This is a genomic window from Streptomyces sp. SID5643 (assembly GCF_009872555.1).
In the GTDB taxonomy this organism is placed as follows: domain Bacteria; phylum Actinomycetota; class Actinomycetes; order Streptomycetales; family Streptomycetaceae; genus Streptomyces; species Streptomyces iakyrus.
This window is the reverse complement of record NZ_WWIC01000041.1, coordinates 50,695-76,565: the sequence shown is the minus strand read 5'-3', so window position 1 is coordinate 76,565 and position 25,871 is coordinate 50,695. Positions and strand designations below refer to the sequence as shown.

General features: G+C 66.5%; 26 protein-coding genes and 1 pseudogene. 18 read left to right on the top strand and 9 right to left on the bottom strand.

Features of this window, described 5'->3' with window-relative positions:
- Nucleotide 1: 1 nt before the first annotated feature.
- From GTY56_RS04440 to GTY56_RS41495, 3 genes and pseudogenes are all read right to left on the bottom strand, one after another.
- On the bottom strand, nucleotides 2–952 hold the full coding sequence (locus GTY56_RS04440; protein WP_161362670.1) for an HD domain-containing protein: 951 nt from the start codon (nucleotides 950–952) through the stop codon (nucleotides 2–4).
- Between the two features lie 13 nt (nucleotides 953–965).
- A complete protein-coding gene (locus GTY56_RS04435; RefSeq protein WP_161362668.1) occupies nucleotides 966–1,961 on the bottom strand; it encodes a hypothetical protein in 996 nt (331 codons plus the stop codon).
- 409 nt (nucleotides 1,962–2,370) lie between these two features.
- Nucleotides 2,371–2,457: pseudogene (locus GTY56_RS41495) on the bottom strand (glutamine synthetase); the annotation flags it as partial.
- A gap of 720 nt (nucleotides 2,458–3,177) precedes the next feature.
- Between GTY56_RS41495 and GTY56_RS04430 the strand changes: the two are divergent.
- Together GTY56_RS04430 and GTY56_RS41275 are read left to right on the top strand one after the other, a co-directional pair.
- A complete protein-coding gene (locus GTY56_RS04430; RefSeq protein ID WP_161362666.1) occupies nucleotides 3,178–4,179 on the top strand; it encodes a nucleotidyl cyclase domain-containing protein in 1,002 nt (333 codons plus the stop codon).
- Between the two features lie 218 nt (nucleotides 4,180–4,397).
- Nucleotides 4,398–6,365 (top strand): DUF4231 domain-containing protein, encoded by a 1,968-nt coding sequence (locus tag GTY56_RS41275; protein ID WP_161362665.1) that lies wholly within the window; start codon nucleotides 4,398–4,400, stop codon nucleotides 6,363–6,365.
- A gap of 200 nt (nucleotides 6,366–6,565) precedes the next feature.
- Here the strand turns inward: GTY56_RS41275 and GTY56_RS04420 are convergent, their stop codons facing one another.
- A complete protein-coding gene (locus tag GTY56_RS04420) occupies nucleotides 6,566–7,231 on the bottom strand; it encodes an ElyC/SanA/YdcF family protein (RefSeq protein WP_161362663.1) in 666 nt (221 codons plus the stop codon).
- The gene (locus GTY56_RS04415; protein ID WP_161362661.1) at nucleotides 7,228–8,022 is read right to left on the bottom strand and encodes a GntR family transcriptional regulator; all 795 of its coding nucleotides are present in this window, start codon (nucleotides 8,020–8,022) and stop codon (nucleotides 7,228–7,230) included. The genes GTY56_RS04420 and GTY56_RS04415 overlap by 4 nt, the downstream gene beginning before the upstream one ends.
- Nucleotides 8,023–8,592: 570 nt before the next feature.
- On the opposite strand from GTY56_RS04415, the gene GTY56_RS04410 reads away from it, so the two are divergent.
- The 13 genes from GTY56_RS04410 (at nucleotide 8,593) to GTY56_RS04350 (ending at nucleotide 19,002) form a co-directional block, all read left to right on the top strand.
- Nucleotides 8,593–8,856, top strand: a complete 264-nt coding sequence (locus GTY56_RS04410) for a DUF6284 family protein (protein ID WP_161362659.1) — start codon at nucleotides 8,593–8,595, stop codon at nucleotides 8,854–8,856.
- Nucleotides 8,856–9,143: a DUF6303 family protein gene (locus GTY56_RS04405; protein WP_161362657.1), complete on the top strand. Its 288-nt coding sequence runs from the start codon at nucleotides 8,856–8,858 to the stop codon at nucleotides 9,141–9,143. Before GTY56_RS04410 ends, GTY56_RS04405 begins: the two co-directional genes overlap by 1 nt.
- Nucleotides 9,140–10,147, top strand: coding sequence for a DUF2637 domain-containing protein (locus GTY56_RS04400; protein WP_161362655.1), 1,008 nt, complete (start codon nucleotides 9,140–9,142; stop codon nucleotides 10,145–10,147). The genes GTY56_RS04405 and GTY56_RS04400 overlap by 4 nt, the downstream gene beginning before the upstream one ends.
- A complete protein-coding gene (locus GTY56_RS04395) occupies nucleotides 10,147–10,488 on the top strand; it encodes an RRQRL motif-containing zinc-binding protein (protein ID WP_161362653.1) in 342 nt (113 codons plus the stop codon). The genes GTY56_RS04400 and GTY56_RS04395 overlap by 1 nt, the downstream gene beginning before the upstream one ends.
- Before the next feature lie 30 nt (nucleotides 10,489–10,518).
- On the top strand, nucleotides 10,519–11,016 hold the full coding sequence (locus tag GTY56_RS04390; protein WP_161362652.1) for a hypothetical protein: 498 nt from the start codon (nucleotides 10,519–10,521) through the stop codon (nucleotides 11,014–11,016).
- Between the two features lie 20 nt (nucleotides 11,017–11,036).
- Nucleotides 11,037–11,585 carry a plasmid transfer protein TraA gene (gene traA / locus GTY56_RS04385; protein ID WP_161362649.1) on the top strand — a complete coding sequence of 183 codons (549 nt, stop codon included), beginning with the start codon at nucleotides 11,037–11,039 and terminating at the stop codon, nucleotides 11,583–11,585.
- A 12-nt stretch (nucleotides 11,586–11,597) separates the two neighbouring features.
- Entirely contained in the window at nucleotides 11,598–13,673 is a 2,076-nt protein-coding gene (gene traB, locus GTY56_RS04380; protein WP_161362647.1) for a plasmid transfer protein TraB, read from the top strand.
- A gap of 158 nt (nucleotides 13,674–13,831) precedes the next feature.
- The gene (locus tag GTY56_RS04375) at nucleotides 13,832–14,281 is read left to right on the top strand and encodes a hypothetical protein (RefSeq protein WP_161362644.1); all 450 of its coding nucleotides are present in this window, start codon (nucleotides 13,832–13,834) and stop codon (nucleotides 14,279–14,281) included.
- A gap of 11 nt (nucleotides 14,282–14,292) precedes the next feature.
- Entirely contained in the window at nucleotides 14,293–14,550 is a 258-nt protein-coding gene (locus GTY56_RS04370; protein WP_161362642.1) for a hypothetical protein, read from the top strand.
- Between the two features lie 85 nt (nucleotides 14,551–14,635).
- Nucleotides 14,636–15,523 (top strand): bifunctional DNA primase/polymerase, encoded by an 888-nt coding sequence (locus GTY56_RS04365; RefSeq protein WP_161362640.1) that lies wholly within the window; start codon nucleotides 14,636–14,638, stop codon nucleotides 15,521–15,523.
- Nucleotides 15,524–15,525: 2 nt separating this feature from the next.
- Nucleotides 15,526–17,001: an AICE element replication initiation protein gene (locus tag GTY56_RS04360; RefSeq protein ID WP_161362639.1), complete on the top strand. Its 1,476-nt coding sequence runs from the start codon at nucleotides 15,526–15,528 to the stop codon at nucleotides 16,999–17,001.
- A gap of 447 nt (nucleotides 17,002–17,448) precedes the next feature.
- On the top strand, nucleotides 17,449–17,688 hold the full coding sequence (locus tag GTY56_RS04355) for a helix-turn-helix transcriptional regulator (protein ID WP_161362637.1): 240 nt from the start codon (nucleotides 17,449–17,451) through the stop codon (nucleotides 17,686–17,688).
- 75 nt (nucleotides 17,689–17,763) lie between these two features.
- Nucleotides 17,764–19,002, top strand: coding sequence for a tyrosine-type recombinase/integrase (locus tag GTY56_RS04350; RefSeq protein WP_161362635.1), 1,239 nt, complete (start codon nucleotides 17,764–17,766; stop codon nucleotides 19,000–19,002).
- Nucleotides 19,003–19,180: 178 nt separating this feature from the next.
- Here GTY56_RS04350 and GTY56_RS04345 read toward each other — a convergent pair whose 3' ends face one another.
- The 3 genes from GTY56_RS04345 to glnA2 form a co-directional block, all read right to left on the bottom strand.
- Complete coding sequence (locus tag GTY56_RS04345; RefSeq protein ID WP_161362634.1) at nucleotides 19,181–20,077, bottom strand: MBL fold metallo-hydrolase; 897 nt, start codon at nucleotides 20,075–20,077, stop codon at nucleotides 19,181–19,183.
- A 3-nt stretch (nucleotides 20,078–20,080) separates the two neighbouring features.
- Nucleotides 20,081–20,848, bottom strand: a complete 768-nt coding sequence (locus tag GTY56_RS04340) for a hypothetical protein (RefSeq protein WP_161362632.1) — start codon at nucleotides 20,846–20,848, stop codon at nucleotides 20,081–20,083.
- Nucleotides 20,849–21,036: 188 nt separating this feature from the next.
- A complete protein-coding gene (glnA2, locus tag GTY56_RS04335) occupies nucleotides 21,037–22,398 on the bottom strand; it encodes a gamma-glutamylpolyamine synthetase GlnA2 (protein WP_033312643.1) in 1,362 nt (453 codons plus the stop codon).
- Between the two features lie 296 nt (nucleotides 22,399–22,694).
- On the opposite strand from glnA2, the gene GTY56_RS04330 reads away from it, so the two are divergent.
- The gene (locus GTY56_RS04330) at nucleotides 22,695–23,882 is read left to right on the top strand and encodes a globin domain-containing protein (protein ID WP_161362630.1); all 1,188 of its coding nucleotides are present in this window, start codon (nucleotides 22,695–22,697) and stop codon (nucleotides 23,880–23,882) included.
- Nucleotides 23,883–23,903: 21 nt separating this feature from the next.
- Here the strand turns inward: GTY56_RS04330 and GTY56_RS04325 are convergent, their stop codons facing one another.
- A complete protein-coding gene (locus GTY56_RS04325) occupies nucleotides 23,904–24,356 on the bottom strand; it encodes an RrF2 family transcriptional regulator (protein ID WP_161362628.1) in 453 nt (150 codons plus the stop codon).
- A 195-nt stretch (nucleotides 24,357–24,551) separates the two neighbouring features.
- Between GTY56_RS04325 and GTY56_RS04320 the strand changes: the two genes are divergently transcribed.
- Nucleotides 24,552–25,220, top strand: a complete 669-nt coding sequence (locus GTY56_RS04320; RefSeq protein WP_161362626.1) for a thioredoxin-like domain-containing protein — start codon at nucleotides 24,552–24,554, stop codon at nucleotides 25,218–25,220.
- The gene (locus GTY56_RS04315) at nucleotides 25,217–25,837 is read left to right on the top strand and encodes a DUF305 domain-containing protein (protein WP_161362623.1); all 621 of its coding nucleotides are present in this window, start codon (nucleotides 25,217–25,219) and stop codon (nucleotides 25,835–25,837) included. Before GTY56_RS04320 ends, GTY56_RS04315 begins: the two co-directional genes overlap by 4 nt.
- The last annotated feature ends 34 nt before the right edge of the window (nucleotides 25,838–25,871 follow it).

Sequence of the window (25,871 nt, the reverse complement as noted above, 5' to 3'; positions counted from 1 at the left end):
CCTAGACGAAGCAGCGGGCGGGCTCGACGTCGGAAATATAGTCCAGTCTCGGTTCCAGTGCTCTGACTGTTTCCTGGGCCACCAGCCCTTCCCGTAGCACATAGGCGATCATGTCGACCTCGGTCCACTGGGTCAGACAACCGTCAGCGTTCCCTCCCAGTCGACTGACGACCGGGTCCACGAGGACCCGCCGGATCATCTCTCCATGGCAGACTTTTTCGTTGTTCAGTGGAAAAATATACTGCTCAAGATAGCTTTGGCGCAGCACTGAGCGGATACTGCGAAACCTTTCGTTCTCAAGTGGATCCGTGTTCAGGAAATCATGTTCGGACAGGAACTTTCGCGCCGATCTGAAGACGAGCGAGTTCAAGTCGCGGGTGTATCCGGCTACGTCCGCTTCTCGGTTCAACAGCAGGTAGAGGTGGTGGAGTTCCTCAAGAAAGGCGTAATCCCCGACCGGCAGGCGGAGCATGTCGAGAGCACCGTCCGGAAGTTCCGACGGTGACAGATTCAGGCCAGTGACGGCGAAAAGGGTGTCCTCGAAGAAGCCCGTGACGATATCAGCCAGAAGTACTGCACGTGCGGCGGGACTCAATTCCGAGACACGCTTGCGTGCAATGTCTGCCGCTTGACTGACGGTCGCTTCCGGCAATCGCCCCTCGATGAAACGCTCCATGTCGTCGGCTCCATCGAAGTGATCCCTTTCGGCGTTGTGCGCGAAGGGCCAACGATTGATGTCGTGCAGCCAGGAGAAAAGCAGCACCTCCGACCTGGGCAACCTACGCTTCTCCCCCACCAGCAGAGCCAAGGAGGCGACTCTCGCGACATGCTCATAACGCGAGAACGTGAGGGTTCGCGGATCACCACCATTGGGGTGCACGGTCACAAAGCCGGTAATGGTCCGCAGTCGCTTCGCGGCGCACGTCAGCCATGTCGGCAGAAGTTCCGACACCAGGGTCCCAGACCTATTCATCGCCGCTCTCCCTACCGAACCTCCCGAGCCAGGCCCGCTCGGCTGCAATGGATCCAGGTAGCAGTTCGATTTGAAACTTGTGCAGTGTCAGGCTGATCATCGACTGCCGGACCTTCGCGCCCGTCCGGACGCGGCGGCCGGGTAAGACCTCGAGGCCCGACATGTCGGTTCGCAGTTCGTTGGCGATCCAAGCCAGGTGCTCCTGCGCAACCTCTGGTTCGAGAATCCGAGATCGACAGAGGTCTCGCTGAGGTTTTGGACAGTGGCACGGCAAGCACTGCTCGGCAGCACCTCGCCGACAGTCCCATACGTCCAGGGCCTCTGCTCGGCCCGTGGCAAGCGCAATGGCGCACGAGGTGCTTCGATAGACCGGGTAACCCACGGCAGCGGCCGCAGCGTTGATGTCCTGCCAGGCTTCCGTGTCCCACAGTTCGTCGCACGCTTCGGCGGGCCCTTCCAGCAAGCCTGTCTGGACGAGTTCTTGTTGGGCGATTCCGGCTCCCGTGGAGAGACCGATCGCAACCGAACAGCGATAGCCGGAATCCTTCAGCCGGCGTACGACTCGGACGGCCCAGTCCGCGGAAGGCACGGACTTACGCACGACAGGCCGCCAGAAGTGCACCATCGCGATGTTCTTCATGTCGCGGCACTCCGTTCCCGCATCGAACGTCATGTCAGGGACAAGGACCGGCCCCTTTTCCGTGCGCAACTCCAGCGTGGTCCGGTGAAAGGATTGCGAGCAGAAAACCACCATGGCAATGTTCAGATCATCCAGGGTCCGGGCGAGGGTACGCGGCATACGCCCTTTCGTCACAACCACCAACGGCCGCGAGAGGCCGGCGACGGCCAGCTCGGCGGCAAAGGCGCGGAGATACTCCTGATTGGCCGGGGTCAGTAGCATATCCGTATAGTTGCCCAGACATACTGGCGTGGAATCAATGTCACCACCCATATGGCTGCGGGTTTCATCGAGGTACTCACAGAGCATTTCCACTGCCCGTACGGGTGAAACTCTCGGCTGCGGCGGACGCGACTTCAGCCCTATCGGCCCCAGATAGCAGTAGGAACAGTTCGCAGGACAGCCGATGATGGGATCGACACTTATCCACGTGTCATGCTCCGCGATGATAGGCACGTGCTGCAGAGGCGCTTCCCGGGCCGTCAATTCACCTGCCCCCGTCCCGTGACGTCCGCGCACCGACAAGAGGCAAGGACATTCTAGCGTCGCCGATGCGCCCCTGAGTCTCCTATGATCTCGTCAGGGAAAGTCCAAGGAATCGATGGCGATCAAGCGGCTTGGATGGTAGACCGCCGCCAATCCGAAAGGGCTGCCGGTCCACGACCGACAGCCCTCTCTCATCGAATCCGCAGCGGCACGGCCGCCGTGTCGCCTCGCCTTACAGCGCCGGAAGATTCTTCCGCAGCTCGAACGCCGTGACCTCCGAGCGGTACTCCTCCCACTCCTGCCGCTTGTTGCGCAGGAAGTGGTGCGACCCCTTAGCGACCTCGCGCGGACGACCTCCAGCCAGCGCTAGTCGGGCCCCGAGCAGTCGTGATTGGTCGTCGTTGGTCGCCGTGGGCCGCCCTTCGACGGCCCAGGGACGGCCCAGACTTGTTGACGGAGTGACTGACCGCACGGCATGTCATGCAAGCGGGCGGACGCCTTGAAGGAGAGTACGCGTCCAGAAGACGAGGCGCCCAACGAGCATTGCTACACGATCAATCCCTGCTCGACTGAAGGGAAGGAACAGCAGTGCGGGCACGCACGCCACGGTGACGATCAGGAGGGGAGGTAGCAAGATCAGCACTATAGCTACGCGCTGAACTGCCGCCAGGTAGCGGGCGCCAGGGATCGGGATCAACGAGGTACACCTTTCGTCTACAGACCGGAGCGTTGTGTCCCTAGACTCTTGAGCCAGCGCACCGTTGCGCCAGGTGGCACACGTTGCCAAGCCGTTGGCAACACGAGTCTTGGGGGACGAATGACAGACGAAAACCTGCCCGCCCTCCTAAGGCCACTCGATGGTGAACTGCCTGTGGAGGCATCGAAGCTGGCAACTAGCCTGCGCGTGCTGTTCAGCGGGCTAGAGATTTCAGTCCGCCGATATGCTGCACGCCGTTCGCGCGACGCGGGAGCTATATCCCGATACTTAAATGGGTCGCGACTCCCACCCTGGGAATTCATTCTGGATCTCGCGCGAGACGTGGCCACCTACCGGGGTGAGTCAATCAAAGAAGAAACCCTGCAACTCTTACGCGATCAACATCACGCAGCGGTAGAAGCGCAAGGGAACCCTGCAAGCCTCCTCAGGCTGACACAACTCCAACTCGCCGAAGCGGACCGGAAGTCCCAGCAGAGCCTGATGCAGATCGAGGTGTTGACTCAGGCCTTGCAGGACCGTCAAATGCTATTGGATGACGTCGAACGACAACTGCGTGAAGTGCAGCACCGAGACGCCATCGCTGAACTTCACTTTGAGCAAGTAATCGAGGAGCGCGACGAACTACTGGAGCAAAAAGAGAAGCTCCATGGAGAGTTGGCAGCCCTCAGGGGCGAAGTCGAGCGAGCGAGAGCACGGGCCGATAAGTTTGAGGCCGAATGCGCTTCACTGGAAACAAGGCTAGCCGCCCTTGAAGGCCCAGAAGAAGTAGCGGATTTCACTCCGGGCAATATGGCGATCGGCATGCTCGAGATGCCTGGATTCGCCCGCATTTCGAGGAGGCTCAATGAAGCGGAACTTGTCTCCCTGATCGAGAGGGTGAGGGGACTGTGCAAACAGGTAGCCACTATCACTGGCGCGAGGTTCTTCCATACACGCAACAGTGACGTTACCTTCGTGACTCCCACAGCATCCGCCGGGGCCGAAACAGCGTTGTTATTGTCCGAATCCGAAACGACCACGATGCTTGATGACCTCAGGGCGGAAGTCAGGATCGGCCTCTGTTACGGCCAGGTTTACACAACGGCAGGAATTATGCTGGGCCCAACCGTAATCCTCACAGAAAGGCTATCTAGCATCGCACCAAAAGATGCGGTTCTGGCTGATGCCGCCTTGATCGAGCAGCTTCTTGCAGAGTCCACCCTGCATGTTCACGGAGAAATTGAGGGAAAGTACGCCGCGCAAGAAATGTGGCAGCGTCCGGTACGAGGCATGGGCGTAGTTGAGCCCTGGCTCCTCGTGAGGCCACCCGATGCGCATGATTGATGTAGCCGCTGGAGAAGCAGTTCCCTATGAAGCGGGGCGAAAGCCGCTTTAGCCTTGAGTGGTCGGGGCTCCGGCACGCGAGCTTCTCAGAACAGCCGCAACTGGTCATCGACGACCTATCATTGAGCAACCTTCCACGACCCGAGAGGGCACTCGTGCGTGGTGTCGATGGGACGTCTTGTCTCTGACGGACGTAGGAGTGCAGCTGTCGAGGTTCGGTGGATTTCCTCGAATACCAGACCATCGTCGACACAGGGGGATTCGGATATGCACGACGTTATCTCAGCCGCTATCAGTTTGCCGGGGGCCTGATGCCGTACGCCCCGTGGGTATTTGCCATTCTCCTGGAAGTACAGACCGGTGAGCCATCACTTGCCTATGACGACGCGTTCAAGCCCATGCCTGAGGACCTCCGCGACTGGGGCATAGTTGACGACTTCCTTGACGCTGCCACGGCCGCCAACGTGGAGTGGCTTGACCCTTGGTTCGTGCATCCGTACCGGCGCAAGCCGGAAGGCGCCCTGATCCGATGCAGCCACGCTGACGGCAGCGAGAGCCTGTGGACCGGTGTTCAGATTGCAGACCATCTACCTCCTTCGCCTAACCCGACATGGGGGGAGGTAGTTTCCTGGACCTTGACAAGCATGGTGTCTCTTGGGCGAGACATTGCGACAATCCGACGATCTCCTCGCGGGGTTATTAGTTCCCTCAACGATGACTACGACGAAATAGAACCGGCTCGACAGGAGGACGACCGTATGGCCGCCGAGGAACATGAGCCCGAGGAGGGCACGAACTCAGCAGGTGAACCTAGCACTGATTCCAACCTGGGTAGCCGTCACAGTGCATGGGTCTATGAGATTTTAGAACATCTTAAGCATGGCGGTCGCGAATTGAGGGCGGAGGATGCCACATCTCCTTTCCCTGGTCCCCTAAACTGGGCACACGTTCGTGCTTTTGTCGACGCCGCCTTCGATACGGACGTTGATTGGCTGACTCCGTGGTTCATTTATCCCGACTACAAAGACCTGAACAGGGCCGTCGTTTGGCTTAGTGACGACGATGGATCTGGGGCTCTATGGACTGATGTTTCTATCGATCGACTCACGCCAAATAGCAGCATCCCGGAATCTGCTCACACATGGGGTGCTGTGATCGAATCTTCCCTGGATAATCTGATCTCCCTATCGGACGCGCCCGATGTGGAATATGCGAGGGACGAAAGGAATCCCTCCGGGGATGAGGAGAAGACCCACTCAGAAGATGCCGTTCGGGCACTCATTGATGAAGCGGTGCAGCGTGCCTACGATAGAGGGCGCGAAAGTGATCAGAATGATTTGGATCAAGCCTTCCATGAGTTAAGTGGTGGGAGCCCCAATGCTAAGTACGTGAAATTTCTCATTTCCTACCGCCGTTCGGCGGCTTCCCTCACTAGTCAGTTACGTCGCGCACGCATGGCGCGTTCCCTAGTCGTCGGGTCCATGTCAGGCATCTTCCTGCTCATCGCTGGCGGCGCGGTAAGCAATGCGATTAATTGGGGTCGGTTCAACATGCTGCCGTATAACCTGGCTGGTGGCGTGGTCCTTGTCCTATTATTGACAGTGTTCGCGATCGGTCGACGTGTAAATGCCGGGCACCCTGAAGGGGAGTCGCCTAAGTCGATAGCAGCGCTGCAACTTGAACTTGACCTATTGGAGGAGCGGCGCGTACTCGAAGCCGCTACGGGGTCTCGATCGGCGCGAGATCGGCAGTACTCCTATCGAGAGACCATCCCGCAGGAGATAGAGCGGCTACGGCGCGAGACGCGGCGGTACCGACGAGTGCATAACTTCTTTCAATGGAGTCTATTCGTCGCGTCCGTCACGATGTCGGTCACTGCGGCTATCTATGATCCGCCGCAACCCGGTAAGGCCATTCTGATCAGTCTCGGCGCATTCGTGTCGTTCACGACCGCCGTGACCGGTTACTTCAAGTACCGAGAGCGGGCATTCAATCTTCAGCAAACCGCCGACGCGATCGAGCAGCATGTGACCGCCTTCGACTTGGCCATTGCTCCTTACAATCAGGCGGACGAGACAGTCAACTTGGAACGGCTGGCCGAGAACGTCGAAACACTGCGGGTGGAGCAACGCAAGCGCGAGCAGCAGCTAGAGCAACCCCACCAAGGACAGCAAGAAGTAATCTGACGTAATGCAACGAAACACCGACTTGAATGTACGAGCAGATGAAGGGCTTTTCCTGCTCGTCCCGCTTGTAACGCGCATGGGATCATCCGGTTATCAAGACCGGCCACGGACCAATGGCGAATGGTCCGCTGACATGGGTTTCCGGCTTACCCAGGACTCGGCACGCCGGTTCCTAGCCGCTGGTCGGCCCCTAAGGTGTTTCAGTCGCGTGCCGCAGCCGTCGGAACGAGACGACTCGTGAACCCATCAGCAACGAGACGGCGATACGCCGTCTCAACGTCCGCCGAGATCTCCTGACGAATCATGAACCCTTCGTCCGGGTAGATCATGAGCCGCTGCTGCGCTCCGACCAACATGTCAATGACCAGGCGCTCGTCACCAATTGAGGCGATGTACTCCGTAAAACTCATCGGCGCGGAAGCACAGATCCACTCCACATCGGGCCAAAGCTTCCGGGCCGTTGCGTACGCTCGCCGCTCCTCGTACGGCTTGCAGACGAGCAGGACAGACGACACTGCAACATCCTGGTCAGCAAGCAGCGCACGCGAGAACGTGATGTTCTCTCCGGTGTTCCGGGCGTTCGGTTCGACAAGGATGGCATCCGCCGGCACCCCGAGTTCCAGGGCCCGCTCCCGGTAGTGCTCTGCTTCGCCGCGCGGCATCCGGTCACGGGTGGTTCGGCTGGTCGCTCCCGTGAAGACGATCAGGGGAACCATGCCGTCCAGATACAGGGCCGCCGTGGTGTCGGCGACCCCGAGGTCATGGCTCCCCAGGCCGATGGCGACCGAACACGGGCGTACCTCGTGGCCCATCTGCTGGAAATCCCAGAGTCGTCGCGCATCCGCCCATGACTGCTGCGAGATCACTCTTTGCCTCCGCCTTCCGCTGCAGAGTCAGGCACCTTGAAGTCGTACGTCCATGAGAAGCGTGTGGCGGCGTGCACGCCCAGGGCAAATTCGACCACCGTGCCGTCGGCCGTGAACGTCGTTCGGTGCAGCTCTACGACCCACTCACCCGGGGCGAGCTGCAGGAGCTGGACTTCGTCAGTGGTGGGGACTCGGGCGAACAGCGTCTCTCGCATGTGGTCGATCTCGTAGCCCGCGTCGTACAGCACGCGGAACCCGCCGCCCCTGCCGGCCGGGCCCGGAGTCGGGTCCACGATGCGCGTGCCCTCAACGTGTTCCGGGCGGTAGTAGCTGGTCAGAGTGTGCGTGGGCTGTGTTCCTTCCTTGACCAGTCGCGCGCGAGCGTAGACGTCGGCTCCCTCTGGCAGGCCGTGCGCTGCCGCCACTACCGGTGGCGCAGGGACCTTGCTGACCGTCTGCGTCTGTTCGTTGCGTCGGTAGGCGCGGCCGGACGCCACCCGGTCCGCGATGAAGGCGACTTCGTCGCCGTCCCTCCACTTGGCCTTGTCGTACCGCTCGATTCCGAGCCGCTTGAGCGGCGGCCGGTCGCGTACGACCGTGCCGTGGCCGCGGGAAGACGTCACCAGCCCCTCGGCTTCCAGCGCCTTGTAGGCCGCGTGAACAGTGGACTTGGAGCCCTCACCGGCCTCCACCAAGTCCCTGATCTGCGGCAACTGCTCACCAGGCGCGTATTCGCCAGACCGGATCTTCTCCGCGATCCGGTCCGCGAGCTCCCGCCACTTCGGTGCCATCAGAACCTCCCGTCGACTTCGACCAGTGAAACACAGTCCCAGGACTGTTGACAGTCCTGGGACTGTGAGCCATGGTCTTCTCAGGCGCCTCGCAGTCCCAGGACTGCAGCGCTCTGCGGGGCCTTCTTTGGGCTGCGCGCATGCACGGGGCGGGGACGCTGCAATCCCGCTAAAAGGCCAGGTGGAACAGGGCTTCGGCCCGTACTGGCGAGGTGGCCCGGTGACCGCGAGCAACGGCCGGAGAGTGGGGACGCGATCCCCCTTGCAGTGCTTCACCCCTAGTGATCTCGACTGAGAGGAACCCCGGTGTACCGACGACATCGATGGGCGCCGCCGTCCTGGACCGGCCGCCGGCGCCTGTACGACATTCCCGGTCCGCTCTCTTCCTGGCATCGCAGCGCCTAGTGCTGCGGCCGGCTGCCTCTCTCGCCCGTCGACCGCCCTCACGCGGCTGGTCGACGGGCGGGAGCGCGGGGAGCCGGAACGTCCGACTTCAACGGCGCGCGGCCCCGGTGCAGGAACACCGGGGCCGCTGTCTGGGCCGTATCACCCTGAGAGGAACCACGACCCATGAAGCACATCGGTGCTGTTCAGGTGGTTGTTACCGCCGACGATTTCGACCGCGAGCCGACCACTGCCGAGCTGGACGCCATCGCCAGCGAGACGCCGCTGATCGTGGCGGAGGTCGAGTTGCTGGACGTGCAGATCAGCCTGCTCGACCGGCCCGCGACGGAGTGGGACACGCGCCGGCTGCGGCGGGCCCGCCGCAAGGTGCTGACCGCGCGGCGTGAGCTGACCAACCGCGGCACCACGGTGCCGGGAGAGGTGGCGTAATGGCCGGCGAGTTCACGGCGCAGATGTCGACGCGTCGGGGCCGATGGCACCTGTACGTGGTGCTGATGAACACCACCGCGCGGTGGCCGGAGTACACCTTCGGCCGTGGCGGGCCGGTACCGACGCTCACGGACCGCGTGAACGCGCTCAGCATGCTCGGCTTCGAGCCGGTGCCGGACGCTGAGTGGCAGTGGACCGAGGACAGCGAAACTCCCTTCGACCCGTCCTCGCCGGTGCTGCTGATCGCCGCGATCCGAGTGCGTTCACGAGCGGAGGTGGGCGCGTGAACGGCGTTCAGATCCGTTCAGCCGAGCGCGCGCTGTCGGCCGGTACGTGGCTGATCGTGGCGGGCGCGATGCTGTACTCGGTCCTCACCGTCACCCCGCTCGCGGCGGAACACACGCCGGATGAGTGGGACTGGACGGCGCCGATCCTGCCGCTCGTGGTCGACGCGGCCGTGGTCATCGTGGTCCGCCTGGACGCCACCCTGGCCCGTCTCGGCGGGCATGGCGGATGGTGGCCGGTGGCGCTGCGCTGGATGACCGGCTGCATGACCCTGGCCCTGAACGTCGCAGATTCCGCGCTGGCCAAAGACCTGGTGGGCGTGGCTGTGCACGCGGTCGCACCACTGCTGCTGATCGTCACCGCCGAGACCGGGCTTGCCTACCGGCGCGCGATCGCCGCCGCCGTCAGCGCGCTGGAGGACAAGCAGCGAGCCGAGCGTGAGGCGCGCGAGAAGGCGGCTGCAGAGCGGCGTGAGGCTGCCGCGCAGCGGGTCCGTGAGGAGCGCGAGCACGCCGCGATGCTGGCGCGTGAACAGCGTGAACACGAGGCCCGGTTGGCCCGCTTGCAGGCCGAACAGGAAGAGCGGGCCCGGCGCGAGGAACAGGAGCGGGCGCAAGCTCGCGAGCGTGCCGAGCGCGAGGAGCGTGAACGCGCGGAACGCGAGCGTGAACGGCTCCGGCTGGAGCGTGAGCGCCGTGAGCGCGCTGAGGCCGAGCGCCGCGAGAAGGAGCGGCGAGAGCGGGCCGAGCGTGAGCGCCGTGAACGGGCCGAACGCGAGGAGCGGGCCGAGCGTGAACGCGCCGCGCTGCTGGCCGCCGGACCGGCCGCGGACAAGCTCCCCGAGGACCGCGCCCGCCAGATGGTGCGGGCCGCGTTCGAGGCCGGGTTGCCGGTGCGGGCCGCCGCCGAACTGTGCGGCTGGTCGGTGGGGTGGGTCTCCGCCCGCTACGCCGAGCACCGCACCCCTGGCAACGGCGGGGCTGAGCTGGCCATCGCGAGTCGCTGATGGCCGCCGTCCCGGTCTACCCCTGGCGCCTGGCGCCGGACGGGTTGGCCACCCGTCGGCAGCTGCGCGCCCGCGGGCTTCGGCCTGGTGGTCAGGACGTGGCCGCCCAGCTCGAACGCCCCCGCCGCCGGCGGGGGCCGCTGGTCGCCTACCTCTACCGCATCGAGCAGGCCCAACCCGTGCGGCCCATGACCCCGGCCTGCTGGGCGGCCCTGGCCAAAGCCAACGCCGCCCGCCGCACCTGCCCGCAGTGCCACCACGACGCCGGATACGTCATCCCCGCCGCACTCGGGATGTGCGTGCCCTGCGCCTACCCCGAAGACGAACAGCGCGCCGCCTGAACCCCTTTCGACTTCACCGGGAGTTTCGCTGTGTCCAGCCGTACCCGTACCCGCTCCGTGAAGACGGCCGCGGGCATCCACACCGTCCGCATCCCCCGCCAGCGTGGCCGCCGCTCCGACCCGTTCGTGATCGTCGTTCCCGAACGCCCCTCCCTGACCCGTGAAGCCCTCGGCTTTGTGGGCCGCGGCCTGTGGACGTTCCGCCGGGCCCTCGCCCCGACCGGCCTGTCTGTGCTCGCGTTCCTGGTGGCCGGGCTGCTGCACGTGATCGCCTGGTGGTCCTCCCTCGTCATCGCCCCCGTAGCGGCGGTGCCGCTGGGGTGGCTGCTGGTCATGCAGCGCCGCCGCCATGCCCGCAGCACCGCGCTCGCCTGGCGCATCGGCCTGGCCACCCTCGCCACGCTCGCCGCGGTGTGGCTCGCACTGGCCGCCGGGTTCGGCCCCCTCGCCGGACCGCTCGCGCTGCTGTGGCTGCTCATCTGGATCACCACGCAGACCGCCTGGCTCATCATCCGCCCGTCCCGCTGACCTGAGGGAGAGATCGTCTGATGGCGCAGAACACCAACGGCCAGCGTCGTGCGCGCGGGCCCGTGAACGACCCCAAGACCGGCAAGTTCGCCAACGCCGGCGCCGCCGCCGGCGGGTTCGTCGGAGCCCTGGGCGGCTCGATCGTCCCGCCGATCAACGTCACCGTGAACAACACCAAGCAGGCAGGCGGCTCCAGCGGGCGCCGCCCGCACGCCGAAGCCCTGCTTCCCGCCCCGGACTTCACCTCCCCGGCTCAGGTGCGCAACTACTGCAACACCCTGCGAGCGGCGGCCGTCACCCTGTCCATCGAGGTCGCCATGGGAACCGAGATCCTCAAGGGTGTGCTCGCGGCCGTGCCGGACCCCGAGGGCCGGGCATTCGGCTCCCGGATTCGCGCGGCGAAGGTCGCCCGGAAGATGAACCGCGCCGCCGAGGACCTGCGCAGCGCCGCGAAGAACGCCGCCGCCTGCTACGCCACGTTCCAGCAGGAGTTCGAGGAAGAGATCAACCGCGTGCGCCACCGCGCCCGCAAGCCGCAACAGCCCGTCATGAACTGGGCCCAGCAGTAAGGAGGTCAACCCATGGCAAGGAACAGCAACAGCCGCGTGCGGCACACGGACTTCCCCGACAACGGCCGAACCACCGACTACACCGGCCCCGGTCTCTTTACCGGCCAGGCCACTGGCGGGGTGGGCGGCTACCTGCTGCAGCGCGCGATGCCGCACCTGCCGCCGTGGGTGGCCGCCGCCGGTATCGGGATCGCCGGCGGGTTGGGCAGCCTCCAGTGGGCCGAGAGCGCGGCGGCCGGGGTCGGCCTGACCCTCGCCTCCGTCGGGCTCACCGGCGCCACCTGGTGGATGGGAAAGGCCACCACTCCCCAGCGGCGCCTGCACTCCGCCATCACCGTGGCCGCGGCGTCGGCGTGGACCACGGCCGCGTGCCTGGCCGGGCCTACCGCGGGCCCGCTGCCCGACCTGTACCTGATGGGCGCCCCGGCGGTGGCGCTGTCGTGGAACATCCGCATGATCCTCCGCCGCAACGACGCTCCCACCGCCGAGGGCGGGGACAAGGGGCTGCTGGAGAAGGTCGGCCTGGCGCGGGCGCAGATCGGCAACGCCAAGGTGGAGCCGAACCGGGTCACCGCCCCGCTCGCGGTGGAGGCCGGTGAGCAGACCAACGACGACGTGTCCAAGGCCCTGGGCCGGATCGCCTCCGCGCTGGACCTGCCCACCTCCGCCGTGCGCTACCAGCCCGACCCCGACTCCTCCCGTCGCGGCGAGCTGGTCATCGTGCCTGAGGACATGCTCGCTGAGGCCGCGTACTGGGAGGGTCCGTCGAACCTGGGCGGCTCGATTGCCGATCCGCTGGTGATCGGCCGCTACGACGACGGCTCCCCGATGTTCCTGTGGCTGCCCGGCGACCCCGACGCCGGCCGCAACGGCACCCACGTGCTCATCGCGGGCGGAACCGGGTCGGGCAAGGGTGAGACTGCCCTGAACCTGCAGACGGAGATCCTGTCCCGGCGGGATGTGTTGCTGTGGCTGTCGGATCCGAAGATGTTCCAGGACTTCCGCCCCCTGCTGCCCGGCATCGACTGGGCCGCCGAGGGCGGCACCCCCACCGAGGTCATGGTGGAAGCGATCCAGGCCGTCATCCCCGCCCGGACCCGCTGGCTGGGCCAGCACAACTACCGCCAGTGGGTCCCCGCGGCGGCCCAGGTGCAGCACGACCCCCCGCACACCTGCCGCGCGGACGGCCGGGCGTGCGGCTGCCCGGGCATGCCGTACCTGGTGGCCTGGATGGAAGAGGCCGCCAGCACGCTGCGCAACCTCGGGGACGACGCGTTCACCGGCATCGCGCAGGAAGCCCGGTCGGCAGGCGTCTCGCTGGTCGTGTCCCTCCAGCGGCCGTCCTACGACCAGATGTCCACCAGCACCCGCGCCTCGCTGCCGTCCGTGATCGCGCTCGGCTGTGACCCGCGCGACGAGTCGTTCTCCCTGCCGGACACGGTGCTGGACGCCGGCGCCCACCCTGGCGCCTGGGGCAACCGCCGCCCCGGCTACTGCTACCTCGTCACCCCCGGCATCGACGAGACCCGTTACGCCTCACCCGGACGCACCTGGGGCTTCGGCCCCAACGCCGTCTCCCTCATGGAAGTCCTCGCCGACTGGGCGCAGCGCAACGGCGCCACCGCCGACCCCATCACCGCCGGCGCCGCCTCCAGCGTCGCCGGAAACGCCTACACCGGCCGCCCCACCCCCGGCGGCACCCCAGCCGCGCACGCCGCCCCCGACGAGGACGACATGGACGACACCAGCTACGGGCCGCGGGTCGACCCCGAGGACGCCGACATCGACCCCGAAGCCGAACTCCCCGACGATGAACCGGGCGACGACGCCCCGATCTTCGGGCAGGAGAGCGGCCGCAAGCCGTCGCCGGAGGAGGCCCGGCGCCTGTTCGCTCAGGCGCTGGAGGAGTTCGAGCGGGCCGGGCACATGGTCGTCGGCCCCAAGGACTTCATGGACTGGTGCGACCGGAACAACCTCTCCCGCCCGTGGGTCTCCGCGCGACTCAAGGAGGCCGCCCTGGAGGGCCGTCTGGAGCCGACGAACACCACCGGCCGGTGGCGCATCGTCCCCGCCCTGACGGCCGCGTGACGCCTGACAGCGTCACGGCTGCCTGACACCCAAACCCCTAGGCAGACGCGGTGTCACGCGCTCCTGACACCGTCGTCTGACATCCCCCTGACACTCACCCGCACGGGCCCGCGCCGCCACCCTGGCGCGGGCCCGCCGCCATTCCGGAGGGATCCCCCGTGGCCCACCCCGAGCCGCCCGTGGCCGTCGAAGTCCACCAGCCGCATCCCATCGCCGTGCACCCGCCGGCCGTGTCGTTCCTCCCCGTCCAGCCGCACGCCGTTCCGGCCGTCACGAGCGTCGTCCTCCCGGACGGGCGGGTAGTCACCGGCTACGCCATCGAACCCACCAAGCCCGAACCGGTCGTCGCCAAACCGGCTGTCTCCCGAACGGCGGTGAACGTCGCCCTCGGGGGTGTCGGGTTCCTCGCGGTGTGCGGCGGCTTGCTGCTGCTCACCACGTTCATCACCGCCCTGACCGCACTCATCACCCAGCTCATCACCCTCGCCGCCGTCATCTTCGGCGGCTGGATCGCTCTGCAGGTGTTCAGCGGAAGCAGCCACCAGGGCGGCGGGACCACGGTCCACATCCGCAAAGCCGTCTTCAAGCGCAACCACTTCCACGGCTGAGGAGAACGGCGATGCGACTGCGTGTCCAGCTCATCCGCTGGCCCCGCCGGGCTGTCGTCCTCACCGACACTCCCGACCCGAAGTGTCCCCTGTGCGACGGCGACGGCGGGATCAGCCGAGACTACGGCGACCCCGAGACCGGCGAGTACGCGGGCACCGATTGGGAGCCCTGCATCTGCTGGGACGGCACCCGCCGTTGGGTCCTGCTGCCCCTGCCCCGCTGGTTTCGCCGAACCTCGACCCACTACAGCGACGAACCGCCCTTCTAGATGTGCCAAGGGCGGCCCCCTCTCGCCAAAGACCGGGGCCGCCCTTGCCCACCTGCCACCAACAGACCTGTGGAGGTCATCCAGCATGACGCAACCGACCCTGATCCGGCGAGGGCGCGGCGGCATGAGCGCGCTGCCCGAACCCCTGCGGACCGCGCTGACGCTGGCCGCTACCGGTGTGCCGGTGCTGCCCCTGCGCGCGGGGAAGGCCCCGTTCGGCAACTGCCCGCAGTGCGCGAACAACGCGTGCGGCGGTCGGCCGAACATGAAAAGCGCGGGCGCCTGCGTCTGCCCGGCGCCTTGTCACGCGTGGGCCGCCGCCACCACCGATCCGGACGTGCTCACCTCCCCGGCCTGGATGACCGCGTGGCGGCGGGCCGTCTGCGTCGCCTACCATCCCGGCGCCGCAGGACTGACCGTGGTCGACCTCGACAACGCGGCGGCCGTCGCATGGGCCCGCACCGCCCTGCCTCCCACCCGGACCGTGGCGACGACCCGCGGTGAGCACTGGATCTACCAGGGCGTCATGTCGTCGCATAACGCGGTGCGGCCCGGCGTCGACATCAAGTCGACCATGTCCTACGCCCGCTACCTCGGCCCCGGCACCGGCACCATGACCGCCCTGCCCGACACCGTCCGCGCGCTGGCCGTGAAGGAGCCCTCCCCGGCCCGGCCGGCGCCTCACGGCCTCACTGTCCCCGCACCGGCCGGGGAGGCGGAGTGCCCTCACCGCACGCCCGCCTACATCGAGCGCGGCATCGCCATAGCGGAGCAGCGCATCACCGAGGCCCGCAGCGCGGTCCACGCCACCGTCTACCGCACGTTCCTGGCCGTGCTCTCCACGCACGGCCGGTGCGGCTGCCTCACCGAGGCGCACGTGGCGCGGCTGTTCGCCGCTGCTCAGGCCAAGGGCGAGACGCTGCGGCACTGCACCGACGCGTGGACCAACGCCCGCACCAGGTTGGGACTGTGAGCATGTCCGACGACGACAAGGCCCCGGCCCGTGAGGTCATCACCGACTACGCACAGGCCAACTTCCGGTACTTCCGCACCGCCGACGGGACCGTGTACGCGCAGAAGAACGGCCACCCCGTGGCCCGTCCGATCCGCTCGCAGGGCACGACGGGAAGCCACCGCCAGGAACTCATGGTCGGTCTCTACCGTGACGGACTGGGCGTGTTCAACGGCACGGCGCTCAAGGAGGCGTTGGACTTGATCGAGGCCCTTGCGCTGACCGAGGACGTGCAGCCCGTCCACATCCGCGTGGCGCCCGGGTTCGACGGAGCGACGTGGCTGGACCTGGGCCGCACCGACGGGCAGTCCGTCCGTATCCACCCCACCGGGTGGGACATCGCCATCCCCGACCCGCGGGAAGTCTGCTGGCGCCGCACCCAGCTCACGGGCGAGCTGCCCCTGCCGGTCAAGGACACTGAGGGCAAGGGCATCGACGCCCTGTTGAGGCTGTGCAACTTCGCCGGTGCCGAGACCGAGTGCCTGGCCATCGCCTGGCTGGTCGGCTGTCTCGGTCCGTCCGTGCCCGTGCCCGCGCCGTTCCTCACCGGTCCGCAGGGCGCCGGCAAGTCCACGGGCGGGCGGATGCTCGTGCGGATCATCGAGGGCATGAGCGGCGACCTGCGCCGCGCACCGAAGGACGAGGAGAACCTGATCGCGGCCGTGGCCGCCGGATGGGTAACCGCCCTGGACAACCTCTCCCACATGACCCCGGACCTGTCAGACGCGATGTGCTGCATCGTCACCGGCGCCGAGAACGTCAAGCGCGCCCTGTACACCGACGGCGACGTGGTCCGCGCCCGCTACCGCCGCCCCATGCTCCTGACCGGCATCGACGTCGGCGTCATCCGCCCCGACCTCGCCGAACGCCTCCTGCCACTGCGCATGGAACGCCCCCGCGTCCGGCGCACAGAGGCGGAGCTGTGGGCGGAGTACGCCGAAGCCCTGCCCGTCATCCTCGGATCCCTGCTCGACCTCACGGTCAAGGTCCGCGCGGCTGAGGCAGAGACCCCGACCGATCTGCGGATGGCGGACTTCGCGCACCTATGCGCCCAGCTCGACGCCGCAACCGGCCTGGGAGCACTCGCCGCCTACCGGCGCAGCCTCGACGACCTCAACGACGACGTCATTGAGGGCGACCTGCTCGCGCAGACCGTCCTCAAGCACGCCGAGACCATCGAACCGGGCGGCGAGCAGCGGATGACCTCCACGGAGTGGCTGAACTGCCTCAGCCGCCTCTACAGCGGCGACGACATGCGGCCCCTGCCCAAGGGCTGGCCGACCACGGGCAAGGTCCTCTCCGACCGGCTCAAGCGCCTCCAGCCCACCCTCGCCGCCCGCGGAGTCTTGATCGAATCGGGCCGCACCAGCGAGGGCCGCTACCTCGAAATGACCCACCTGCAGACACCACAGCCCCACCAGGAGAAGCAGATGTTCTGACCCGCCCCCCGCGGTCGCCCGACAAGCAAGAAGAGCACCACCGGCCACTGCCGGGCGTGCTCTTCTTGCTGTTCGGCGGCGACAGCCGCCCTGCAAGGGACGCGCCGCGCGAGCGGCTCGCTCCTCACGCTTGAAGCAGCACCGCACCACAACAGACACCACCCCCTCCCTTGTCCCAAGGGGAGGAACCCTGCGTCATCTGCGTCATACAGGCCGAGAAACGGCCCCTGACCTGCAGCTAGCGGCATGACGCAGACGGCCATCTCTGCGTCATCCTGCGTCATCTGCGTCACCCGATGACGCAGCGTATGACGCCCCGGTGACGCACCCCCACTTCACTGCGTCACGCAAAGCCGCAGGTCATCAGCCCGAATGACGCTGATGACGCAATGACGCAGAAATCCGCACTTCGGACAGACACGGCCACGCCCGCGCCCTGGAGCTCCTATGGCAAAGCCGAGAGACCTCGACCCCCGCGCCACTCTCCGCGGTGGCCTCCCTGACCGGTACCTCACCCCCGACGACATCGCCGAGATGTTCGAGGTACCCCTGGAGACCGTCTACCAGTGGCGCAAGAAGCGCACCGGCCCGCCGGGCTTCCGTATCGGCAAACACCTCCGCTACGACCCCGCCGACGTACGGGCCTACGTCGACCAGCGCAAGCACGCCGACGCCACCGCCGCCTAACCGAACACCCACCACACAGCAGGGAGAGCCGCCCGCGCGGCTCTCCCTGCCGCATGTCGAGAGGACCACTGCCTGATGGCAGGCCACATCCAAGACCGGTGGTACAAGACCGAACCCGATGCGGCCGGCAAGCCCCGCCGCGTACGCACGGACCGCTACGGCACGGGGATGCGCTACCGCGCCCGCTACATCGGCCCGGACGGCACCGAGAAGAGCAAGTCGTTCCCGGACGGGCAGAAGCGACTGGCCGATCAGTGGCTCGCCCACATCGAGGCGGACATGTCCCGGGGGCAGTACGTGGACCCGGCCGCGAGCCGCGTGACGTTCCGGCAGTACGCCGAGAAGTGGCTGAGCACGCAGACCACCGACATGACCACACGAGAGTCGGTGGAGTCTGCGATTCGCGGTCACGCCATCCCCTACCTGGGGCCGCGGCCTCTCGGCTCGTTCAAGCCGGAACACATCCGGGATTGGCTCAGCGAACTGGAACGGGCCGTCCCTGCGTCGTCGTACCGGCGCGTGATCTACAACAACGTGTCGACGGTTCTCAACGCGGCGGTGGACGATGGCCACCTGTCGAAGAACCCGTGCCACGCGCAATCGGTGCGTCCACCTGCTGCGGGAAGTGGCCGCGTAGTGCCGTGGAGCGCAGAGCGCGTCTTCGCCGTGCGGGCGGCCCTGCCGGAGCGCTACCGCGCGATGGTCGACCTCGGAGGCGGATGCGGACTCCGGCAAGGGGAGATCTTCGGGTTGCCCGTCGACGCAATCGGCTTCGACTCTGGCTGGCTGCACGTCGCGAACCAGGTGAAGGTGACGAAAGACGGTCTCGTCTTCGCCCCGCCGAAGCGAAACAAGATCCGCGACGTCCCCTTGCCGGACTGCGTGGCGCACCTGCTCAAGCAGCACATCGAGGCGTTCCCCCCGGTAGAGATCACCCTGCCCTGGCTCCGGGTGGACGGTCCCCCCGTCACGAAGCGCCTGCTGTTCACTCGCCTCGACGGCGCGGGCGCGGTTCGGCGAACCGACTTCAACGACCGCGCATGGAAAGTCGCCCTTGTCGCGGCCGGGGTGATCCCTCAGCCAAAGCCAGGCGAGCGCCATCAGGCCGCCCGCGAACACGGCATGCACGCCCTCAGGCACTTCTACGCCTCGGTCCTGCTGGACGCCGGCGAGAACATAAAGGCCCTGAGCCACTACCTCGGACACAACGATCCCGGGTTCACCCTGAGGGTTTACACCCATCTCATGCCGAGCAGCGACGCGCGCGCTCGGAACGCCGTAGACAACCTGTACCAAGCACCTACGTCGCCTTGATTTCACCGCAAGACAGAAGAAGAACAGAAGGTGCCAGATCTCCGGGATATCTGAACAAGAGAATCGGTTATCCCGGAGTGACTCTCCTACCTGACACCGACGCACCGTGCCGATGAAGGAGCGGCTGCCATGCACCGAGGCGCAATCCGGCGCGCCTTCTCAATCATGAGTTGCAACTTTACCTCTCGTGACATCCGAGAGTGCCGATGTAGTAGAGACCATCCTCGTGATCAAGACCTTCGTCATCAAGGAAGTTGACGCTGTAGGCGTTATCAGCGACATAGATGTGCACCTTTTTGTCGCCTGTCACGAACAAGATGTCGCCACAAGAATTCTGGGTCATGGTGTTATAGCCCGCGTAGTAATGGAGATACTCCGAGGGGGCTTCACCGATCACCACCAGCCCTGGATCCATGAGTTCTAGCCACGCCCGCGGCACCTTGCCCGACGTGCGACCGTGATGCGGCGCGAACAGGACATCCACTTTCGGTATGTCCACCTTGTCTTCGATCTTCTCCATGAAGTCCGTTTCGAGATCACCCATCCATAGCATCCGCGGCCCATCCACAACCGTGTACTGCAGAATGCAGGAGATGTTATTGGGCGTCATGCCAGCAGCCGCGTCAGCAAGGGCGCTCTTGAAGTCGGGATCTGACGTTATCGGCCACAGCACGTTCAGCCCGGCCGAACCCCGATTTTCGCTGCTCTGATTCATCCAGCGGCGCGTGCAGTCTTTGTAGAGATAGAAAGCTTTCGTGGTGTCGTCGCGCAGCGAGCAGTAGCGCTTGAAGTCCGCAGTCGGGTCCTTCTTGGTTGCAGCGTTCTTCACGCAGTAGAAGTTATGGAGACCGACATGGTCATCCAGTTCAACGAGACCACCGATGTGATCCTGGTCAGGATGCGTCGAGACAAAGCGCGTAATACCCTTGTCTTCTGACTGCGTGGAGATCTCCGCCAGGATGCTGCCAATCCGCTCCGGTGGGAGCGAGCAGTCGATAATAGTGAAGTTGTCGCTACCGTGGCGGATGTAATACATATCACCGTTGCCGATAGCGAAAGACTTTACGTGGGACATCTCCTAGGAATCCTCCTGCGTTTCCTCTGTGGCGCTTGACGATTCGGTCCGACTGACCTGAGTAACCGCATGCAACAACTGGCGGGCGTAGCGGAACCCTGCCTCCTTCGCTCGTTCCTCAGACGGAAAGAGGCACCACCCGGTCAAGATCATGACATTGATTACGGCACCGCTAATTGCAGCTCCTGCGGACACATGGAAGGAGGTATACCTCGCCAAGAGACAGGTCAACCCGATGACTGCCAAGCAAACTAGGGCCACATAGCGACCCACCCAGCGGAATCCCCACATGTTGCGCTCAAAGCCGTATGCGGCGTTCTCATTGGCCACCATCGGAAAGCGAGGGTCTTGGCCGAGGTAACGCACCTGATCGGTGGCGGCTTCGATGGCGTGATCAGCGGCCACAGAATTTGCCGCTTCCCGCCGCTTACTCAGCAACTGCACTCCGGTGACCTCTTCGATCGCCTGCCGCCAGATGTCTCGCTGTCTTGGGTTACTGCTCTCATCGCGGGTGCGCAGCAGCTGCGTCGTAGGTCGGCCGCCCCATCGCTCGTACATGCGGTCCTGGGCTCGCCGCCCTGCGTTGCCTACCAGGACCGACAGCGCATAGCCACCAACCGTAACGGAGAGTACCCCAAGCGCTACAGGCACAGCTGGGTAAGCCTTCAGGCCGAGCGCAACGAGAGTGATGGTGACAGGCGCAATCCCTAGCATGCCCGGGGTAAGGCGTGCCTTCCGTTCATACGCACTCAAAGCCACGGTGGACTTCATACCAGCAACAAACCGCAGCTGTCAGCGAAATCGAATAATTCGGACTGCGGTCGGAGACGGCTTGGGGCTGAGGTTTAGCACTGCGACGGCCCAGAGACGGCCCAGGACCAGTAAACGCGACAGGGCCGACGGTGCGCGACCGTCGACCCCATCCACCGCATCTGCGGAAAGCCCACCCTGACCTGCGCCTACAGCGCCGGAAGGTTCTTCCGCAGCTCGAACGCCGTGACCTCGGACCGGTACTCCTCCCACTCCTGCCGCTTGTTGCGCAGGAAGAAGTCGAAGACGTGCTCGCCGAGGGTCTCGGCGACGAGGTCGCTGCGTTCCATCAGGGTCAGCGCCTCGCCGAGGTTCTGCGGGAGCGGCTCGATGCCCATGGCGCGGCGCTCCGCGTCGGACAGGGCCCAGACGTCGTCCTCGGCGCCCGGCGGGAGTTCGTAGCCCTCCTCGATGCCCTTGAGGCCGGCGGCCAGCAGCAGCGCGTACGCCAGGTACGGGTTGGCGCCGGAGTCGAGGGAGCGGACCTCCACCCGGGCCGAGCCCGTCTTGCCGGGCTTGTACATGGGGACCCGGACCAGCGCCGAGCGGTTGTTGTGGCCCCAGCAGATGTACGAGGGGGCCTCGCCGCCCGCACCGGCCGTGCGCTCCGCGCCTCCCCAGATGCGCTTGTAGGAGTTCACCCACTGGTTGGTGACCGCGGAGATCTCCGCCGCGTGCCGCAGCAGGCCCGCGATGAAGGAGCGGCCGACCTTGGAGAGCTGGTACTCCGAGCCCGACTCGTAGAACGCGTTGCGGTCGCCCTCGAAGAGGGAGAGGTGGGTGTGCATGCCGGAGCCCGGGTGCTCCGAGAACGGCTTCGGCATGAACGTCGCGTGCACACCCTGCTCCAAGGCCACCTGCTTCATGACCAGGCGGAACGTCATGACGTTGTCGGCCGTGGACAGCGCGTCGGCGTAGCGGAGGTCGATCTCCTGCTGGCCCGGCGCGCCCTCGTGGTGGGAGAACTCCACCGAGATGCCCATGGACTCCAGCATGGTGATGGCCTGGCGGCGGAAGTCCATGCCGACGTTGGTCGGGGTGTGGTCGAAGTAGCCGGAGTTGTCGGCCGGGGTGGGGCGGGAGCCGTCCAGCGGGCGGTCCTTCAGCAGGAAGAACTCGATCTCCGGGTGGGTGTAGAAGGTGAAACCCAGGTCGGAGGTGCGGGCCAGGGCGCGCTTGAGCACGTAGCGCGGGTCGGCGAAGGACGGGGAGCCGTCCGGCATGAGGATGTCGCAGAACATGCGCGCCGTGCCGGGGGCCTCCGCACGCCAGGGCAGGATCTGGAAGGTCGAGGGGTCCGGCTTGGCGATCATGTCGGACTCGTAGACCCGGGCGAAGCCCTCGATCGCGGAGCCGTCGAAGCCGATGCCCTCGTCGAAGGCCTGCTCCAGTTCGGCCGGGGCCACGGCGACGGACTTGAGGAAGCCCAGCACGTCCGTGAACCACAGGCGTACGAACCGGATGTCGCGCTCCTCCAACGTCCGGAGCACGAACTCCTGCTGCTTGTCCATCTTCCGCTTCCCCATCCTTGCTGGTCAGGCCGCCTTCTCTTCCGTACCACGGGAGGCGGTCGGGCACCTGAGCATCCCACCACACCTCCATTTCGTACGCGTTGCGGACCATGATCGCCCGGCCGGCCCGGGGGAGAACGCCTCACGTACGGCAGGTGGACTGCTCTGCCGCCCATAGTGCCTGCTCGCACCGGCATCCGTAACGGCCGGTTCCCTGCGCTGCGCCACGCGCTTAATTTGCATCTCATATGCAACTTTAAATAGCGTGCGTACAGTCGAGCCCTGAGGAGCCCCCGATGCTGTCCGAACAGTCCGCCGCCACCGTCCGCGCCACACTCCCCGCCGTCGGCGCGGCCCTCGGCACGATCACCGAGCGCTTCTACGCCGGGCTGTTCGCGGCCCACCCGGAGCTGCTGCGCGACTTGTTCAACCGGGGCAACCAGGCCTCCGGCACCCAGCGGCAGGCTCTGGCCGGTTCCGTCGCCGCCTTCGCCACACACCTGCTGGACCGCCCGGAGCAGCGGCCCGACGCCATGCTGCACCGCATCGCCCACAAGCACGCCTCGCTCGGCGTCACGCCGGAGCAGTACGGCATCGTCCACGAGCACCTGTTCGCGGCCATCGCCGAGGTGCTGGGCGACGCGGTCACACCCGAGGTCGCCGCCGCCTGGGACGAGGTCTACTGGCTGATGGCGAACGCGCTGATCGCCGTGGAGCGGCGACTGCGCGAGGAGCGCGGCGGGCCCACCTGGCGGGCCTGGGAGGTCGTCGAACGGGTCACCGAGACCGACGACGTGGCCACGTTCCGGCTGCGGCCGGCCGACGGCGGCCCGGTGCGGGACTTCCTGGCCGGCCAGTATGTCTCCGTCCGCGTCGCCCTCGCCGACGGGGCCCGGCAGATACGGCAGTACAGCCTCTCCGGGGCTCCCGGCCCGGACCTGCGGCAGATCAGTGTGAAACGCGTGCGCGAGCCCGGCGCTCCCGACGGCGAGGTCTCAGGCCGCCTGCACGCGCGCGTGCAGGTGGGCGACGTCCTGGAGCTGTCCGAGCCGTACGGCGACCTGGTCCTGGACGCCGGCCCCGACACTCCCCTGCTGCTGGCCTCGGCGGGCATCGGCGTGACTCCGATGACCGCGATGCTGGCGCACCTGGCCGAGTCCGGGCACCGCGCCCCCGTCACCGTCGTGCACGCCGACCGCTCCCCCGCGACCCACGCCCTGCGCGCCGACCACGAGGCCTGGGCGGCCAAGCTCCCGGACGCTGCCGTCCACCTCTGGTACGAGCAGGACGCCCCCTCGGGCGCCCGCACCGGCCTGGCCGACCTCACCGGCGTGACACTCGCTCCGGGCACGCGCGCGTACCTGTGCGGCCCGCTCCCGTTCATGCGGGCGATGCGGACCCAGCTGATCGCCAAGGGCGTGGCCCCCGCCGACATCCACTACGAGGTGTTCGGCCCGGACCTGTGGCTGGCGGGGCAGGCCTAGTACTCCAGCAGGACCGGAGTACTAGAGGGTGTTCTGAGGGCCGGGGCCCCGCGAGATCCCCAGCAGCAGCGCGCCCGTCGGCTCCGCCACTATGTCCTCCACCGTGACCGGGTCCAGTGAGGTGAAGAACGCCTCCTGGGCCCGGCGCAAAGCGCCGCGCAGACGGCAGGCGGAGTTGAGGGGGCACGGGGTCGGGCCCTCGCAGTCGACGACGTCGCCCCCGCCCTCGAAGGCGCGGACCACGGCGCCGACCGAGGCCGTCCGGCCCTGCTCGGTGAGGGTGAGACCGCCGCCCCGGCCGCGGCGGGCCTGGAGCAGGCCCATGTGCTGGAGCTCGGCGACGACCTTCGCCAGGTGGGTGTACGGCACGTCCATGCCGGCCGCGACCTCCCGGGTCGTCGGACTCGGCCCGCCCGCGACGGCGAGCCGCATCAGGACCCGCAGGGCGAGGTCGGTGGAGCGCAGCAGCCGCATGCGGGCAGCCTAGGTAATGGGAATCTCCGGTACAAATGATCCGGCGGGAGAGGGGCGCCGGGAGCGGCGGAGCTGTCGTCCTGCTGTCGGTGCCGTATCGATTCGGCCCATTCCCGCGACCGCTCTACGAGGCGCCCCGTCTCCCCCATTACGATCAGCCCACCCGACCGTCACTTTTCCCACGAAGGACACCTCATGGGCTCCGCCAAGAAGGCCAGCACGTCACGCAAGGCTCGAATAGAGGAGATGCGGCGCGCCGAGCAGGCCCGTGAGCGCCGCAACCGGATCCTCACGATCGCGGCCAGCCTCGTGATCGTGACCGGGCTCGTCGTCGGCGGTGTCGTGCTCGTGCAGTCCCAGGACGACGGGGCCAGTGACACCGCGGCGGCGAAGGACTCCTCCGGCAAGGGCACATTCGTGACGGGCAAGGACGGGGTGAAGACCTGGGAGGGCAAGCTGGCCCGCAACCACGTCACCAAGGCCGTGAAGTACGCCTCCGAGCCTCCGGTCGGCGGCGACCACAACCCGGTCTGGATGAACTGCAACGGCGACGTCTACACCGAGCCGGTGAAGAACACCAACGCCGTGCACTCGCTGGAGCACGGCGCGGTGTGGGTGACGTACAACGCCGCCGCGAAGAAGTCCGACGTCGACGCGCTCGCGGCGAAGGTGAAGAAGACGCCGTACACGCTGATGAGCCCGATGGACGACCAGAAGGACCCGATCATGCTCTCGGCGTGGGGTCACCAGCGCACGGTCACGGGCGCGAGCGACCCGAACGTGGACAAGTTCTTCGAGAAGTTCGTCCAGGGCGAGCAGACCCCCGAGCCGGGTGCCGCCTGCACGAACGGGCTGTCCAAGTGAGGCAGGCCGGCCTGATCGCCGGGGCCGCGGCGACGGCGCTCGTCGCGGCCGGTGCGATCACCTACGCCGTCGCGGGGGACGACGGCGGCGGCAGGACGCCCTCGGCCGACTCCGCGGACGCCGGGTTCGCGCGGGACATGGCGGTGCACCACCAGCAGGCCGTGGAGATGTCGTACATCGTGCGCGACCGCACCAAGGACGAGGCGGTGCGTCGCCTGGCCTACGACATCGCGCAGACGCAGGCCAACCAGCGCGGCATGCTGCTCGGCTGGCTCGACCTGTGGGGCCTGCCCAAGGTGTCCTCGAAGCCGCCGATGACCTGGATGGACATGGGCGACACGGCCTCCGCCAAGGACGGCGCGCTGATGCCCGGCATGGCGACCAACTCCGAGATGAAGAAGCTCGGAGAGCTCAGCGGGAAGCAGGCGGAGGTCTTCTACCTCCAGCTGATGACGGACCATCACCAAGGCGGCGTGCACATGGCCGAGGGCTGCGCGGACCGGTGCGTGGTCGGTGTCGAGAAGCGGCTCGCGCAGGGCATGGTGGACGCGCAGCAGTCGGAGATCCGGCTGATGGCGGACATGCTCAAGGAGCGAGGAGCCGCACCGCGTTCCTAGCAGCGGTGCGCACGTATGCCTCAAATCGCCCCGC